General features: G+C 35.2%; 15 protein-coding genes. 8 read left to right on the plus strand and 7 right to left on the minus strand.

The features are described 5' to 3' along the window. The first annotated feature begins 52 nt into the window (after positions 1–52). The 3 genes from tyrS to ACJJVP_RS07945 all read left to right on the plus strand — a co-directional run bounded on the left by tyrS (position 53) and on the right by ACJJVP_RS07945 (position 2545). Positions 53–1345 (plus strand): tyrosine--tRNA ligase, encoded by a 1293-nt coding sequence (tyrS, locus tag ACJJVP_RS07935; RefSeq protein ID WP_405412467.1) that lies wholly within the window; start codon positions 53–55, stop codon positions 1343–1345. Between the two features lie 148 nt (positions 1346–1493). Next, the gene (locus tag ACJJVP_RS07940) at positions 1494–2027 is read left to right on the plus strand and encodes a hypothetical protein (protein WP_405412468.1); all 534 of its coding nucleotides are present in this window, start codon (positions 1494–1496) and stop codon (positions 2025–2027) included. A 68-nt stretch (positions 2028–2095) separates the two neighbouring features. Then, a complete protein-coding gene (locus ACJJVP_RS07945) occupies positions 2096–2545 on the plus strand; it encodes a hypothetical protein (protein ID WP_405412471.1) in 450 nt (149 codons plus the stop codon). On the opposite strand, the gene ACJJVP_RS07950 is transcribed toward ACJJVP_RS07945, so the two are convergent. The 5 genes from ACJJVP_RS07950 to ACJJVP_RS07970 form a co-directional block, all read right to left on the minus strand. Continuing rightward, entirely contained in the window at positions 2542–3519 is a 978-nt protein-coding gene (locus ACJJVP_RS07950) for an acyl transferase (RefSeq protein ID WP_405412474.1), read from the minus strand. The two genes, ACJJVP_RS07945 and ACJJVP_RS07950, sit on opposite strands and share 4 nt — an antisense overlap. Before the next feature lie 70 nt (positions 3520–3589). Continuing rightward, positions 3590–3913 carry a T9SS type A sorting domain-containing protein gene (locus tag ACJJVP_RS07955; protein WP_405412476.1) on the minus strand — a complete coding sequence of 108 codons (324 nt, stop codon included), beginning with the start codon at positions 3911–3913 and terminating at the stop codon, positions 3590–3592. A gap of 180 nt (positions 3914–4093) precedes the next feature. Further along, positions 4094–4402, minus strand: coding sequence for a T9SS type A sorting domain-containing protein (locus ACJJVP_RS07960; protein WP_405412477.1), 309 nt, complete (start codon positions 4400–4402; stop codon positions 4094–4096). Between the two features lie 243 nt (positions 4403–4645). Further along, positions 4646–6673: a beta strand repeat-containing protein gene (locus tag ACJJVP_RS07965; RefSeq protein ID WP_405412479.1), complete on the minus strand. Its 2028-nt coding sequence runs from the start codon at positions 6671–6673 to the stop codon at positions 4646–4648. A gap of 45 nt (positions 6674–6718) precedes the next feature. Continuing rightward, positions 6719–9526: a TonB-dependent receptor domain-containing protein gene (locus ACJJVP_RS07970; protein ID WP_405412481.1), complete on the minus strand. Its 2808-nt coding sequence runs from the start codon at positions 9524–9526 to the stop codon at positions 6719–6721. Positions 9527–9710: 184 nt separating this feature from the next. On the opposite strand from ACJJVP_RS07970, the gene ACJJVP_RS07975 reads away from it, so the two are divergent. The 5 genes from ACJJVP_RS07975 to ACJJVP_RS07995 are packed head-to-tail and all read left to right on the plus strand — an operon-like array spanning position 9711 to position 13178. Beyond that, positions 9711–10397: a response regulator transcription factor gene (locus ACJJVP_RS07975; protein WP_405412483.1), complete on the plus strand. Its 687-nt coding sequence runs from the start codon at positions 9711–9713 to the stop codon at positions 10395–10397. Then, positions 10398–11468 (plus strand): sensor histidine kinase, encoded by a 1071-nt coding sequence (locus tag ACJJVP_RS07980; RefSeq protein ID WP_405412484.1) that lies wholly within the window; start codon positions 10398–10400, stop codon positions 11466–11468. Between the two features lie 52 nt (positions 11469–11520). Then, entirely contained in the window at positions 11521–12189 is a 669-nt protein-coding gene (gene trmB, locus ACJJVP_RS07985; protein WP_405412486.1) for a tRNA (guanosine(46)-N7)-methyltransferase TrmB, read from the plus strand. 4 nt (positions 12190–12193) lie between these two features. Then, positions 12194–12820, plus strand: a complete 627-nt coding sequence (locus ACJJVP_RS07990) for a LysE family transporter (protein WP_405412489.1) — start codon at positions 12194–12196, stop codon at positions 12818–12820. A 13-nt stretch (positions 12821–12833) separates the two neighbouring features. Then, the gene (locus tag ACJJVP_RS07995; protein WP_299322039.1) at positions 12834–13178 is read left to right on the plus strand and encodes an MGMT family protein; all 345 of its coding nucleotides are present in this window, start codon (positions 12834–12836) and stop codon (positions 13176–13178) included. Between the two features lies 1 nt (position 13179). Here ACJJVP_RS07995 and ACJJVP_RS08000 read toward each other — a convergent pair whose 3' ends face one another. Together ACJJVP_RS08000 and ACJJVP_RS08005 are read right to left on the minus strand one after the other, a co-directional pair. Then, a complete protein-coding gene (locus ACJJVP_RS08000) occupies positions 13180–14526 on the minus strand; it encodes a sensor histidine kinase (protein WP_405412491.1) in 1347 nt (448 codons plus the stop codon). Continuing rightward, the gene (locus ACJJVP_RS08005) at positions 14526–15890 is read right to left on the minus strand and encodes a sigma-54-dependent transcriptional regulator (protein WP_405412494.1); all 1365 of its coding nucleotides are present in this window, start codon (positions 15888–15890) and stop codon (positions 14526–14528) included. Before ACJJVP_RS08005 ends, ACJJVP_RS08000 begins: the two co-directional genes overlap by 1 nt. Between the last annotated feature and the right edge of the window lie 190 nt (positions 15891–16080).

The following is a 16080-nucleotide window of genomic DNA, read 5'->3' on the forward strand; positions in this document are numbered from 1 at the left end:
TACTGGCAAGAATTCCATTTATATTTGCAATTCAATTAAAATTCAGGAAGAGATGACAAATTTTGTCAAGGAGTTACAATGGCGTGGAATGTTGCACGATGCAATGCCAGGAACCGAAGAGCATTTATTAGAAGGCATGCAATCTGCTTATGTAGGTATTGATCCGACTGCAGATTCTTTACATATTGGTCACTTAGTAGGGGTAATGATGCTTCGTCATTTTCAATTGGCAGGGCACAAACCATATGCTTTAATAGGTGGTGCAACGGGTATGATCGGTGATCCTTCTGGTAAATCTGCAGAACGTAATTTGCTTGATGAAAAAACACTTCGTCATAATCAGAATGCCTTAAAAGAGCAATTATCTCGATTTTTAGATTTTTCTGGAGATGAAGCAAATGCTGCCGTTTTGGTCAATAATTATGACTGGATGAAAGACTTCTCTTTCCTAGAATTTATTAGAGACGTAGGTAAGCATATTACTGTAAACTACATGATGTCTAAAGACTCTGTAAAAAAACGTCTTTCTTCAGAAGCAAAAGAAGGTATGTCATTTACTGAATTCACCTACCAATTGGTTCAGGGTTACGATTTTCTTCATTTGTACAGAGAACACAATTGTAGCCTTCAAATGGGCGGTAGTGATCAGTGGGGTAATATTACAACGGGTACCGAACTGATTAGAAGAATTGCTGGTGGTAAAGGGTATGCATTGACCTGTCCGTTGATTACAAAGGCAGATGGAACCAAATTCGGGAAAACCGAAGGAGGTAATGTGTGGTTAGATACAGAAAGAACATCACCATATAAATTCTATCAATATTGGTTGAACACATCAGATGATGATGCCAATAAATATATTAAGATTTTTACTTTTTTAGGTCAGCAAGAAATTGAAGATTTAATAAAAGAACATACAGAAGCTCCGCATTTAAGATTACTTCAAAAAAGATTGGCTGACGAAATTACAGTAATGGTCCACTCTCAAGAGGATTTGGATAATGCAGTTCGTGCTAGTCAAATACTATTCGGTAAGTCAACGGCATCAGATTTAAAGGGCTTAAATGAAAAGACTTTCTTAGAAATTTTTGATGGCGTACCACAAGCAGAGCTTTCTAAAACTGAACTAGTAGATGGTCTTGATATGATAGGGGCATTAGCTGCTAAAACTGAATTTTTAGGCTCAAATGGTGAAGCAAGAAGGGAGTTGAAGCAAAATTCAATTTCTGTGAACAAAGAGAAGGTTAAAGAAGATTTTTTAATTACCGCAAATGATTTGATAAACGATAAGTTTGTGCTATTACAAAGAGGTAAGAAAAACTATTTTGTATTAGTATTCAATTAATTATTGATAGTTCACTAATACAGATCTTCTTATAAGTAGTGAAAATAGAAATAGTATTTTATTAATCTTAGGTAATTATGTAAGTATCCCATTGTTTATTTTAAAATAATTAATGGGATACTGCGTTTATAAGGGTAAACCCCGAATTATGATTAAGAAGTATATATCAATTTTCTGTTTGTTTGCAATTTTTACCGCATGTGATAAACTGGATGAGTTGACCAAGTTTGATATGGAATACAGTCAGCGAGCTACAATACCTTCTTCTGCAGGAATAGATTTACCGTTCGATGTATTTACTCCAGAAATGGAAACGAATTCAGAATCTACATTTGAGGTTAATGATACTAGAAAAGACCTGATAGAAGAAATTAGGTTGACCGAATTAGAAATGGTGATACTGTCGCCTGATGGTGCGGATTTTAGCTTTTTAAATTCGATAGAAGTATATATTTCTGCTGATGATTTAGAAGAAATTAAAATTGCCTATTTGGAAGAGGTACCTGAAGATGCTGGTAGTGTCATTACTTTAGATACTTCAGATGCAGATTTAAAGGAGTATATAAAGAAAGATGAATTCAGTTTGCGATTAAATACCGTTACCGATGAATTAATGAGCACAGATCACGAATTAGAAGTGAATTCTACCTTTTTTGTGGATGCCAAAATATTAGGACTTTAATTTAATACTGCCTTAACGCAACTATTTAGTTAGCTGTACGTCTTAATATTATTAAATGTCTTCGAGCTATGAGAAAATATACCATTATATTTCTAATTTTAGTTGTTTATGCATCGTGTGCTAATGATGATGACTTTGGCTTAGAATCTTCGCAATTTGTTTTTTCAGAACAGAAATGGGAATTGGTTGAAATGTCTGGCAGTTTTCAAAATTCAGAGACCACTAGTGAAGAAATGGAATGGCAAGAATATTACATTTTTTCACCAGAAGGTACTTTTATAAAAACTAGAATTGTTGATGAGAAAGTTGCCGAAGCTACAGGTACTTTTGAGGTTGTAGAATATGATAATGACCTCAATCATTTTTTGGAACTCACTTTTGAAACCGGAAATGAATTAGCGGGTAATTGTACTGGCGATGATAAAGAGCTTTTGATGTACTTAACATCTACCTCGATATCTAGTCTATGGATGGCCTGCGATGGCCCAGGGTTAACGTATTCTTTAAGCAAAAACTAAAGCACCATTAAATTACAGCCTCTAATATCAGAATTATCGAATCTACCGATAATTTCAAAAGTTCCGTTTTGGTTTATTTTACCTAAATCTTGAGTAGCGATAAAAGAGCAAGAATTGATATTTGCCAAATCGATTACGTTTATTCCGCCAGATTTACCTGTGTTTAAATAGGTGAGTGGGTCTTCGGTATCGCGTACTAAAATCTTCATCCAGTTTGGACAATCGAACACGCCATTTCCTTTTGAGTATGCTTGTGAAAGTAACTCCGTCATTCCGTATTCAGAATGTATTTTAGAAACACCAAATCCCGTTGATAATAATTCGTGCAATTCTTGACGTACAATTTCTTTTCTTCGCCCTTTCATACCACCAGTCTCCATAATAATGGTGTTGTGTAAAGAAATCTGGTATTGCTCAGTAAATTCCAGTAATGCAAATGAAACACCAATGATTAATATTTTGGTATCGGTTTCTTGAAGCTTAAGAAGTAACTGGTGCAACTGTTCGTATTCATTTAAAAAGAATCCGCTTTTTGGGTGCTTTGATTTTTTAATCAAATCATCAGCCATATAGATCAATGAAGATCCCGTTCGCTCTAAATACGAAGGTAAAAGGGCAAGAACACAATAGTTATTGATATCGCCGTAAAAATGATTAAAAGCCTTTGAATAACTCTGTTCGTATAGGCTGAGATTGGTAACAAAGTGTTTGCTGGTTTCACTCCCTGTTGTGCCACTACTGGTAAAGGTTATTTCTGGCGCATCGGTGGTGCTAAGAACATCTTTAGATTTAAAGAATTGAATAGGTAAAAACGGAATCTGTTCTAAATTTTGAACAATATCTGGTTGTACATTTAAGTAGGTGCAAAAATCGTGGTATACTTCGTTGTTATCGTATTGAAACTTGAATATACGAAGTGCTTGGGTTAGAAAATCTCCATCTGTTTGTATATCAAAAATAGCATTGTACCTCATGTTTCTAACCAATTATGGCAAAGGTACTGAACCAAATTATTTTAATCGTTTTGAGATGAAAATATGTAAGTTATTTTACAACTAATTTGCGAGTAATCGATTTATCGTTTTCGGTTACTTGAACAACGTAGACACCAGGCGATAACCTAGAAATGTTCATTGCCTTAGTAGATAATTTTTCGGTCAATACTAATTCTCCGAAAACATCGTAAATTTTAACTTCTTTATAATCATTTTTCTGTGTTGTTACATAAACAACATCTGCTATTGCAGGGTTTGGGTATAATTTGAAACCGACAATTTCATCGTTACGTAGGTTGTTGATATCTATGGTGTCTTGGGCATATACCCCAAAGGAGACTACCATAAATAGCATAAAGTAGATTTTCTTCATGTTGTATTGATTTGGGATCAACACTTTAAAGATAGATAGAAGTGTAATTAGAATACCGAAAATGTTGTGAAAACTAAATTTATGTAGGTCAATGAAATACGCGATGTATTTCGTCGTAAAAACGTGTAGTTAACCGATAGTGGTTAATTGAAAATGAGAGAAGGAAAACGAATAATTGGGCTACTTTACAATTAACTTACGTGTACACATCTTGTTTTTTTCAAGAACACGTAATACGTAAACGCCGGCATCTAGATCAGAAAGGTTTAATTCTTTACCTAAAATCGTAGTCTTTAATAACAATGTACCAAATACATCGTAGATGAAGATTTCTTTAGGAGCGTTAAGGTTGGTAGAAATATAAACTTTACCTGTAGTAACCGGATTTGGATACATACTAAAACCATCAATATCTCCATTGCTTTGGGTACTTTGTCCATAGCTGAAGGAAATAACAAAAAAGAAGATGATTAGGTAAAGTTGCTTCATATATAGCTGGTTACAAATGCTATGCCACAAATATAGGAATTTAACAGTCTCTTATATTTTTGTAGGAGTACATATTGTGAAAAGATCGATGAAATGCAATATAATCGATGAAATGCACTTTTTATAACCTTAACTACCTATTTTATTGTGGTTTTAAGTAGCGTGTAGTCTTTGATTGTAAGAATTATTCTAAACAAAAAGCCCGCAAATTGCGGGCTTTTAAATAATTTATAATACTGTTATCTAGTTGCCAGTTGCCCAAGCAAAAGAAGTAATGTCTACTTCTGTACCAGTATTATATGGTCCTTCTGTAGTAGCATCAGCTCCATCTATTTGAACATTTGCTAAAGCACCGTCATTTGCCATATCAACTAAAGTAATATAGCCTTCTAAATAAAGATTGGTTATAGTTCCTCCAGATTCTTTCTTAAACTGTAAAGCAGTACCACCTACTGTAGAAATTGCAGTTATGTTTACGAAGCTTGGGTTATTGTTAATGCCATCTCCTTCAAAAGCAGTAGAGAAGCCTTCGATAGTATGTAATAAATATGCATTGGTCAAAGTTCCGCTCCAGCCCTCTGTCCAGTCAACTGCATCGTCTTCGTTGTTTTCGGCATAGTAGTTTGTTACGTTAACTGTCCCTCCAAAGAATTCTACACCGTCATCAGTACCATTTAATATTGCTACATTTTCAATTGAAGTTTCAGATCCAACAGAATATAATGTTAATCCGTTAAATTGTGATTCAGCATTTATTTGAGCACCAGCATAGTTAATGATTAAATAGTTGATAGAACCAGAACTATCTGTATCATCTGTACCACCGTAAAGAATACCACCAACTTCTGCGATAGCATCTACACCTTCTGTAGTAGTTGCATTTCCTGCAATTACCAATCCACCCCAATCTCCAGGGCTTGATCCAGTAGATGTCATGATTACAGGAGCATCTTCAGTACCTTGAATATCAACCTGAGCACCTTTTTGTACTACAATGTAAGTTTGTGTTGCATCACCAGTCTCTACATCGGCAATAATTTCAGTTCCAGCAGGAATTGTCAAAGTTGCACCACTTTCTACACTTAACGTACTGCTTAAATAGTAAGTAACAGCTGCATCTAAAGTAAGATCAGCAGTAATACTTCCTGAAAGTAAACTTGTCGTAACTTCTGTAGAAGAATTAACCCAAGCAAACAATGCTAAATCAACACTAGGAGTTTCTAAATAACTATCTTCAGGATCTGCAGCAACGCCATCTATTATAACATTGGCCAAAGGACCATCATTCGCCATATCTATTGAGGTAGTATAACCTGCAAGAGAAAGACCGGTAATAGTAGCTCCAGACTCTTTTTTGAATTGTAATGCTGTTCCACCTACAGAAGAAACCGCTGTAAAGTTTGTGAAAGTTGGGTTATTGTTGATTCCGTCACCTTCAGCAGCAGTAGAAAAACCTTCATTTGTATGAAGTACATAGGTATTGGTGATAGTACCATTCCATCCTTCGGTCCAGTCAACCGCGTCATCTTCATTGTTTTCAAGGTACATATTAGTTACATCAACTGTCCCTCCAAAGAATTCAACACCATCGTCAGTACCATTTAACATAGCAATATTTTCAATAGTAGTCCCAGAGCCTACAGAGTATAATGTTAGACCATTGTATTGAGATTCTGCATTAATTTGAGCGCCAGCATAATTAATTATTAAATAACTAATAGAACCAGAATTGTCAGTATCATCAGTGCCTCCATAAAGAATTCCACCAACTTCAGCAGTTGCATCTACACCTTCGGTAGTCGTTGCATTACCTGCTATAACTAATCCACCCCAATCGCCAGGTGATTCATTAGAAGAAGTCATGATAACAGGTGAGCCAGCAGTACCTTGTACATCTATCATCCCTCCTTTTTGAACAACAATAAAATTGTCTGTACCAACTTCAGATACAATTGTAGTACCTGCAGGAATAGTTAAAGTTGCACCAGATTCTACACTATACGTTCCAGATAATGAATAGGTTAAAGTAGGGTCTAAGGTTTGATCTTCCGTAACACTTCCAGAAAGTTCTGTGCTTGCTTCCTCGGCGCAGGCATCACAAGAGCTCCCTCCACAATCAACACCGGTTTCATCACCATTTTGAATACCGTCGGTACATGTTGCATCTGGTATTGGGTCAACTGTAATTCCATCGTCATCACTACAACCAACAAGCATTAGCCCGCATATAGCTGTTAAAATAAATGATAATCTCATTGTCTTGTTTTTCATGATCATTTCAATTTTAATGTTTATGTAATATTTGGTTTTAATTTTTTAAAAACTGTATCCTACGCCTAAACTTAGGGTTGTCCCACTAGTGTATGATCTTACAATTTCATCCGTTTCAATATTAGTAGTGCTAGGCCTTACTAATTGTGTTCTTTTTATTTCAGGATTAAGTAAGTTTCTTCCTCTAAATTGTAAATTCCAATGCTCTCCAAACTCTTTAATAAGTGTAGCATCTAGTACCACAAATCCCTTTTCAATGATAGCATCATTATAGAACGTTTCGCCTTGGGTTTGAATTTCAGGAGACCCCAATGCATATATTTTATCAGACGCATAATTTGCAGTCAAAGATGCAGAGAATAGATTGTCTGAAGGTATTGAAAAGTTTAAACTTGTGTTAACAATCCAATCAGATGCACCTTGTAATCCAACTTCGGTTAAACCCTTATAACGAAAGGTTCTCAAGAAATTTCCTTGGTCATCTCTTACTTCTTTAAGATCTTGAGAGTGCCACATTCTTGTTGCATTAAAATTAAGGTCTAAATTATATCTTGTTGTAGTATCTTCTTCATCATTTATACTAATCAAATCTATCTTGGTTTCTAATTCAAAACCATATACTTCTCCTTTGTTACCTGAGTTAAAATAAGAGAATACACCCGCTGAACCTCTGTCCTGTACCTTATTAATAGGGTCGTTAATTTCTTTATAAAAACCGGCAAGAGAAATTAGTTGCCCATTTGAAGGAAACAGTTCATATTTAAGGTCGTAATTAATATCTCTAGATGCTTCTAAGTCAGGATTACCTCTAGTAATTTGACCTGTTTGAGATACATATTCAAATGGAGCTATCTCTTTAAATTCTGGAAGTGTAATCGTATTGCTCACTGCTAAACGCAAGGCTTGGTTCTCGCTTAAGCTATATTTAATGTTTAAGCTAGGGTATAAATTATTGTAATTTTTATTTGTTTCTCCAACTCTACCAGATATGTTACCTACATCATAAGTTACGTTTATGTCGTCTTTTTGAAAACGAAGACCTGCATTAAAGTTCCATTTATTTAGTCCTACGTTAAAATCAGCAAATGCAGCTTGAGAGGTTAAGGTTCCATTGTACAAATCGGCTTGTAATTCATTTAATTCCAATTGACCGCTTACAAAATTTGCTGAACGAAAGATAGAGCCAAGATTATCTATTGATGGAGGGTTTATGGCGTTTGTACTTGATTCTTCTACACCTATAAACAGTGATTCAAAGTCTCTCTTCTTATTTCTATAATTTACACCTAATTCAATTTTGAACGATTTTTCAATGTCTTCATCATCAATAATGTTAAGTACATCTTTTAAGTAGCCATTAAATTCGTTGTCAGAAATAAGTTGTTTTGATTTTCTTTGTTGAAAGCCACCAGTTCTACCCAATTGTACAAAATTACTATTTGGGTCAAAGTTGACTTCATTTCTTATACGGTTAGGTTCATCTGCGTCAACCTTGTTGTAACCACCTGCCCATTGTAATGAATTTTTGTCACTAAGTTTATGAGTACCCAAGAGTTGAGTAACTAAAAGTCTAGTTTGTTTAGTGTTTTGGTCACGAACAAACTGGCCTAATCCTTCAGCTGGGTCAGTTTCTTCAAAAATTACACCTTCACCATTTCTGCCACCCTCATAGACTTGGTCTGTAAGTTTGTTCACGAAAAAAGTGCTAGATTTTATTTTGTTCTTTTCGTTAATGAAGTACGTCAAGTCTAGAAGTGCGCTTGTCGTAACTTTTTTACTGTATACGGTAGCATCAGTAATGGTATCATCAACAAAGTTGGAGCGAAACTGTCTAAAAAGACCTTCGCCGTATTCAAAAGATTGGGATTGAGAACCATTAAAGAAAATTGATAATTTGTCTTTAATGCGTTTACCGGCACTAATAGCGTAAGTGTAGTTAATTGGATTTGATTCTTGTTGTGTATTCCAACCCTGCGCTGTAATTAATTGTTTAGTAGTGGCGTTAATATTATAAAAACCGTAATTTACTCCACCTTGATTTGGTGATACCTTAAAATTATCAAAAACTCCACTCTTTGCTACATTGGTATTGACTCCACCACGAACACTTACATCGAATTCTTCTGAACCTTGTAGCTCTCTTGAACTAATATTTATTGTACCTGAAGCTTGATCAGCAGTAGAAATCACAGAGTAGGTTTTACTGACACTTACATTTTGGATTACTCTTGTTGGGAATAAGGATAAATCAATATTCTTTTTTTCTACATCATCAGATGGTACGGGAAGTCCATTAAGCGTAGTGCTCAAATACCTATCTCCTAAACCTCTAACAAAAACATCTCCTGAACCTTCGCTACTTGAAACTCCAGATATTTTAGTTGTTGCTGTTGCAACATCGGAAACACCAATTTTTGCTAATTGTTGCGCTCCAATACTTTCTTTTATTTCTATAGCTCTTTTTTGATCTAATAAAAGAGCAGTTTCAGAATCTTTACGAGCTACGGTAGTTACGGTCACTTCATCTAAAGAAACACCTTCCGATGCACTTAATGGAACATTTATCGTTGTTACCTTACCAGCCACTATTTCAACATTTGGTATTTCTACTGTTTCATAACCTAGGTAGCTAAATGAAACGGTGTATGTTCCGGGTTCTATAGCTGATATTTCGTATAAACCATCAAAATCTGAAGTCGTGCCTTTAGTAGTACCTTTTAATAAAACATTGGCAAATGGTAACGGTTCGTTGTTTAACTCTTTATCTGTAAGAGTTCCAACAATACTTCCTGTGTCTTGTGCGCTAGAAATAATAGCGATAAAAAGGAATGTAAAAAACAGTAATTTATTCATTAGATATATTGGTTCTTTAATCAGCGGCAAAGAAAGAGATGGGCTGTAATGTTCGGGTTAGATCCATGTTAAACATTTATTTTGTTAATGTTATCTAAACGTTACTACATTAAATCAATGTTAACTGAGGTATCAGTAATAGTATTATCTTTACTTTTGAGCGAATCAATCTAATTTGAAAACCATGAAAAAGAAGGACATTAAGATACTCTTAGTTGATGATGAACCAGATATCTTGGAGATAGTGGCCTATAATTTATCTGCCGAAGGGTACGATGTGTATACTGCTAAAAATGGTGCAGATGGTGTCGCCAAAGCAAAAAAGAAAATGCCTCATCTTATTATATTAGATGTAATGATGCCCGAGATGGATGGTATTGAAGCTTGTGAGATTCTAAGAAGAACACCTGGTTTGGAAAATACAATTATTACTTTCTTAACAGCTAGAGGAGAAGATTATTCTCAAGTAGCAGGTTTTGATGCTGGTGCAGATGATTACATTACCAAACCAATTAAACCAAAAGTTTTGGTAAGTAAGGTGAATGCGTTACTAAGACGCATGAAGAACGAAGAAAACGCTCAAGAAGATATTACCAAAGTAGGTGATATCATAATTAATAGAGAAGAATATAAGATTGTCAAAAAAGGTAAAGAAATCATTTTGCCAAGGAAAGAATTTGAACTTCTAGCTTTATTAACTTCAAAACCTAGTAAGGTATTTAAAAGAGAAGTAATTCTTGATAAAGTTTGGGGTAACGAAGTCGTTGTTGGTGGTCGTACTATTGACGTACACATTAGAAAACTTCGTGAGAAAATAGGTGAGGATCATTTTAAGACCGTGAAGGGAGTAGGATATAAGTTTGTTCTGTAAATGGCTTCTCTAGTTCGTTCAAGAAAGTCATATCGTTTTGCATTTCGCTCATCGCTTTATATTGTAATAATCGGCATAGCTATGTTGGCATTGTTGCAATGGCACTTTAGTACTATAAATTGGGGAATATTGTTGTTCGCCGGATTATTCTTTTTTGTCATTTCCTTTATTACTTTGCAATTAAGAATTGAAAAATTCATCTACAAGCGTATTAAGAAAATTTATGATGATGTAGAGTTGCTAGAATCTAGCACAATACCCTCGTACCCGGTGACTACCGATATGAGAACACTAACAGCCGAAATAGAAAAATTCGCAAAGGATAAGAAGATAGAAATTGATACATTAAAGATTCGTGAAGAATACCGTAAAGACTTTTTGGGTAATGTGTCTCACGAGTTGAAAACACCTTTATTTACCGTACAAGGGTATATAGAAACCTTGTTAGATGGTGCTATCGACGATAAAAATGTTCGTAAGAAATATTTAATTCGAGCCAATAAAGCCGTAGATCGTTTAATTTACATTGTAAAGGATTTAGACTTGATTACCAAACTTGAAGTCGGTGATCTTAATCTTGAAAAGAGCTCTTTTGAAATAGTAGACTTGATACAAAGTGTGTTCGATCTTTTGGAGATGAAAGCAGCCAAGAAGAATATTACCCTTACGTTCGATATGGAATATGTTGATCCGATATTTGTTTTTGCAGATAAAGAAAAAATTCAGCAAGTACTTACCAACTTATTGGTCAACTCCATTAAATATGGTAATGATAATGGAACTACAGAGGTAAGTGTAGAAAATTTGGTCAAGAACAAGGTTATTGTGAGGGTTACCGATAATGGCGAGGGTATACCTGCCGTTCATATTCCTAGACTTTTCGAGCGTTTTTATAGGGTAGATCAAAGTGGTAGCCGCCGTGAAGGAGGGTCAGGTTTAGGTCTTGCCATTGTAAAACATGTGATTGAAGCGCACGGAGAAAAAATCTACGTAGAAAGTGCGGTAGAGGTAGGATCGGAGTTTTCTTTTACCCTAGAGAAAAGTATTGTTCAAATAGAGGAAGTACAATAATCGCTACCCTTCTCTTTTTTCTTAGATTTGCCGCAGCTTAGATGTAATTATTGTGGGAAGTAAGAATAAATTAAAAAGATTTCAGGAAAACGAGACGTTTTCAAACGTAATTCAACCAACAAGAGATGAAGTGGTAGGCCGTTTTCCTTTAAAAGGAAAGTGGAATACCCATTTCAAAAATGACAACCCTATTGTATTGGAATTGGGTTGTGGTAAAGGGGAGTATACCGTTGGCTTGGCAAAGAAATTTCCGAACAAGAATTTTATTGGTATCGATATCAAAGGAGCCCGTTTTTGGAAAGGTGCTAAAGAAGCCATTGAAGAAGATTTGCCTAATGTTTGTTTTATACGAACGCAAATAGAATTGGTTGATCATCTTTTTGGAAAAGAAGAAGTATCTGAAATTTGGATCACCTTCCCAGATCCACAAATAAAATATAAACGAACCAAACATCGTATGACCAATACGGCATTTTTAGAGCGCTATAAACAAGTTCTAAAACCTGAAGGAACCGTGAATCTTAAAACAGATAGTGAGTTCATGCATGGGTATACGTTAGGTCTACTTCACGGTCTAGGGTTAGAGGTACTTTATGCCAACCATGATGTGTATAAGAATGAGGGTAGCCCTAAAGAAGTCTTAGAAATACAGACTTTCTACGAAAATCAGTATCTTGAAAAGGGAAAACCTATTACGTTCATTAGGTTCAAGGTAAACTGATTCAATGCAACAATTGCCAACCTTATTTGTATTTACCTTTGGAGCAGCTTTTTTTGCATCATTACCACCGGGTCTACTAAATTTAAACGCTGCCAAGACCAGTGTTGAAAAGGGTAAGACAAACGGAATAATATTTGGGTTGGGAGTAGCATTGGCCGTAATGCTACAGACGTACGTTGCGGTACGGATTGCAAAACTGATTTCAAGAAACCAACATGTAATAGAAGTATTGCTTCAATTGGCATTGGGTATCTTTTTTGTGCTGGCAATTGTATTTTTTATAAAGGGTAGAAAGCAAGAGAATAAGCCGTTGATACTTACCGAAACTAAAAAAAGGAACAGTTTTTCCAAAGGAGTGTTCTTGGCACTTATTAATCTTTTAGCAATACCTTATTATAGCGGATTAAATACGGTTTTTCATTCTCAAGGGTTTATGACCTTCAAAATTATAGATGAGGTTTTGTTTATTCTGGCAGCTGGTAGTGGTACTTTTTTGGCCATGTATCTATATGTGATCTATTTTAATAAGTGGGAGCATAAAACAACGTCGTTCTCTAAGAACAGTAATTTTATTTTAAGCGGATTGATGGTGTTGTTATTTGTAATTACCGCTTTTAGATTGTTTAATTAAATTGACGTAGCTGATGAAACCTGAAAATGAGAATTTCTTTGAAAGAGTATATCAGGTGGCACGATTAATTCCTGAGGGACGGGTGACATCCTATGGTGCAATTGCCAAATATTTAGGTGCGGCACGTAGCGCAAGAATGGTAGGCTGGGCAATGAACGCATCGCATAATATGGATGATATTCCTGCGCATAGGGTGGTCAATAAAGCCGGATTACTTACCGGTAAGCATCATTTTGACGGTACCAACCTCATGCAACAACTGTTAGAAGGTGAAGGAGTAGTAATAAAAGACCTGCAAATCATAAAACTAGAAGATTACTTTTGGGATCCTTTTACGGAACTAAAAGCTGAATTATAAATTACTGAAAGGTTAGTGTAAATGTAGTTGTCTCATTTGATGCTACACGAATAGATCCACCATGCATTCGCATAATTTGTTTGCTTAGACTTAAACCAATACCGGTTCCTGTGCTTTTGGTTGTAAAAAATGGAACAAAGACCTCGTCTAGCATTTCAGGCGATATACCTGGTCCATTATCGGTAACGGTAATGTATTTTTTACCTTGCTGGTCTACACCAGCTTTAATGACTATGCTTCCTTCATCTTGCCCTTCCAATGCCTGTTGGGCATTTTTACCTAAGTTTAAAAGTATTTGTGTGAGTTGTTTTTCATCTATGTAAAGTTCTAAGTCCTCGGGTTGGGATGATACTTCTAAAGTAATATTATGTCCGTTGGTATACTCTTGTATTAACAACCTAACTTTTTCTAAAATCTTGCTAGCCGGTATTAATTCTCGATCAGGTTCAGGTACACTTAAAAATGTGCGGTAAGACTGTACAAAACTCATTAAATCATTTCCTTGTTCTTTGATAACCTCCAAACCCTTTGCAGAATTTTTTATTTGAAGTTCGCCAAATTCTTCGGGCGTAGAAAGCACATTTCCTTTCTTAAAATACTTTAAGATAGATTCAGAGATAGAAGTAATCGGGGTAATGGTATTCATAATTTCATGGGTTAAAACGCGAATCAGTTTTACCCAAGAATCGGTTTCTTTATCATCCAGTTCTTTTTGAATATCATGAACAATGACCAATAATAACTGCTTGCCTTCAATAGCAATTGGCGTACACTTTAAAGTCAATTCTTTTTTACCTCGTTCATTTCCTAAAGAATATAGCGTGCTTTCAAAAGGCTCTAAAGATTCAAATAGACTATAGAGATTGTGGTCTATTTGCTTTAGTTGCTTGACATGATTTAAAGGCCTGTAATTTAATAGGTTTTGTACCGTAGGGTTTGCATAAAGAATATGACCTTTATCGTTTACAGTGAATATCCCAATATCAGCTTGTCTCAGTATTTCTTGATAATACTGCTCTTGTGCCTGTTTTTTAAGATGAATATCTTGAATCATGTTATTCAGCATATTCAAGCTTTGGTTGAGTTCTTCAATAGATTTTACACTCAGTTTTTCAGGAAAACGTAAAGTAAAATCTTCATTTTTTATGGCATCAAAAAAATAGGCTATTTTTCTGTTGGTCTGGTTTACGTAGTGTATGAGTCCGTATGTTTGTCCTATAAAAACCAATGCTAAAATACCACCAAGAAGATAATATTCTTTAGCAAATAAAAATGCGGTTAACAGGGCACAAGCTGCAATTAAAATAATCCTGAAAACAAGTTGGTAGTATATACTTTTGCTAACCATTATTTGCCAGATTTTTTTAGTTTGTTATAAAGTGTTTGTCTAGAAATGCCTAATTGATCTGCGGCTGCACTATAATTACCTTCATGGTCGTTCAGCGCTTTGTTGATCATTACCAACTCCATTTCTTCCAGGGTTTTTGGTCCACCTTCCATACTAACCGTTGTTTTAGTATCCAAAAGAAAATCAGTTGGTTTTAAAACATTTCCTTCCGATAAAATAACGACACGCTCCATAGTATGTAATAGTTCTCTAACATTGCCTGGCCAGGGGTATGTCATTAATTTCTCTTGCGCTGTCTGGTTTATTTTTAAACTAGGTTTGCCGTATTTGCTAGCAAATTTTTTCAAGAAGAAATCTGAAAGCACTAGTACATCGTTATCTCTATCTCGCAATGCTGGCACCTGTACTTGTATGGTGTTTATTCGGTATAAAAGATCTTCACGAAACAATCCGTCAGCAACCATTTGGTCTAGATTGCAATTGGTAGCGCAAACTAACCTAATATCTACTGGTACAGGTTTATTGGAGCCTACACGCACAACAACCCTATTTTGAATAACAGATAATAATTTTGCCTGCATTTGTAAAGAAAGGTTGCCGATTTCATCTAAGAAGAGTGTACCGCCATTAGCAGCTTCAAACTTACCTGCGCGGTCTTCTTTAGCATCGGTAAAAGACCCTTTTACATGACCAAAAAGTTCACTCTCGAATAAATTCTCTGATATGGAACCCATATCCACAGAAATAAAAACCTCATTATTTCTAGCCGATGATTTATGAAGTTCTCGGGCGATGAGTTCTTTACCTGTTCCATTTTCACCGGTAACTAAAATATTGACATCTGTTTTAGCAACTTTTTGTACCAGGTTTAAAACACTGTTCAATGCTTTAGAATTCCCGATGATGTAATTTGAATTCTGATTGATAACCTGCTTCAGATTACTTTCTTTCTGTTTTAAATGCTGTACCTCTTTTTGTGACTTTCTAAGCTCATAGGCAGATTTTACGGTAGTTAATAGTCGCTCATTGTTCCAAGGTTTTAATACAAAATCGGTAGCGCCTTCTTTTATCGCTTCAACAGCAAGTTCAACGGCACCATAAGCCGTCATCATAATGACCGATATATGTGAAGCTTTCTTTTTTATCTCTCGTAACCAGTATAATCCTTCGTTACCAGTGTTCACTCCTGCAGAAAAGTTCATATCCAATAAAATGATATCAATTTCCTTTAGGTTTGGGAAAGAGGTAAGCAGGTTGGGGTTGGATATGGTTTGAACACTTTTATATTCAAACTGTAATAATATCTCTAAAGCGCTCAATACACTTTTGGTATCATCTACTACAAGTATTTTAGCATCTATCATGGTGGCAATCTATTAACTCATTTAAATCTACACATAGCAATTTGTATTTTCATAGCAGTGTAAAAATATTTGACATTATCTGTACAACATTTTTACACTGGTAAAATGTATATAATTTTTATCACCATGTAAGTATATGATAATCAGTAAATTAAAATTATGGCACGCATATAGTATAGAGAATGGCATA

It is taken from the genome of Maribacter sp. Asnod1-A12, from assembly GCF_045063735.1.
Taxonomy (GTDB): domain Bacteria; phylum Bacteroidota; class Bacteroidia; order Flavobacteriales; family Flavobacteriaceae; genus Maribacter.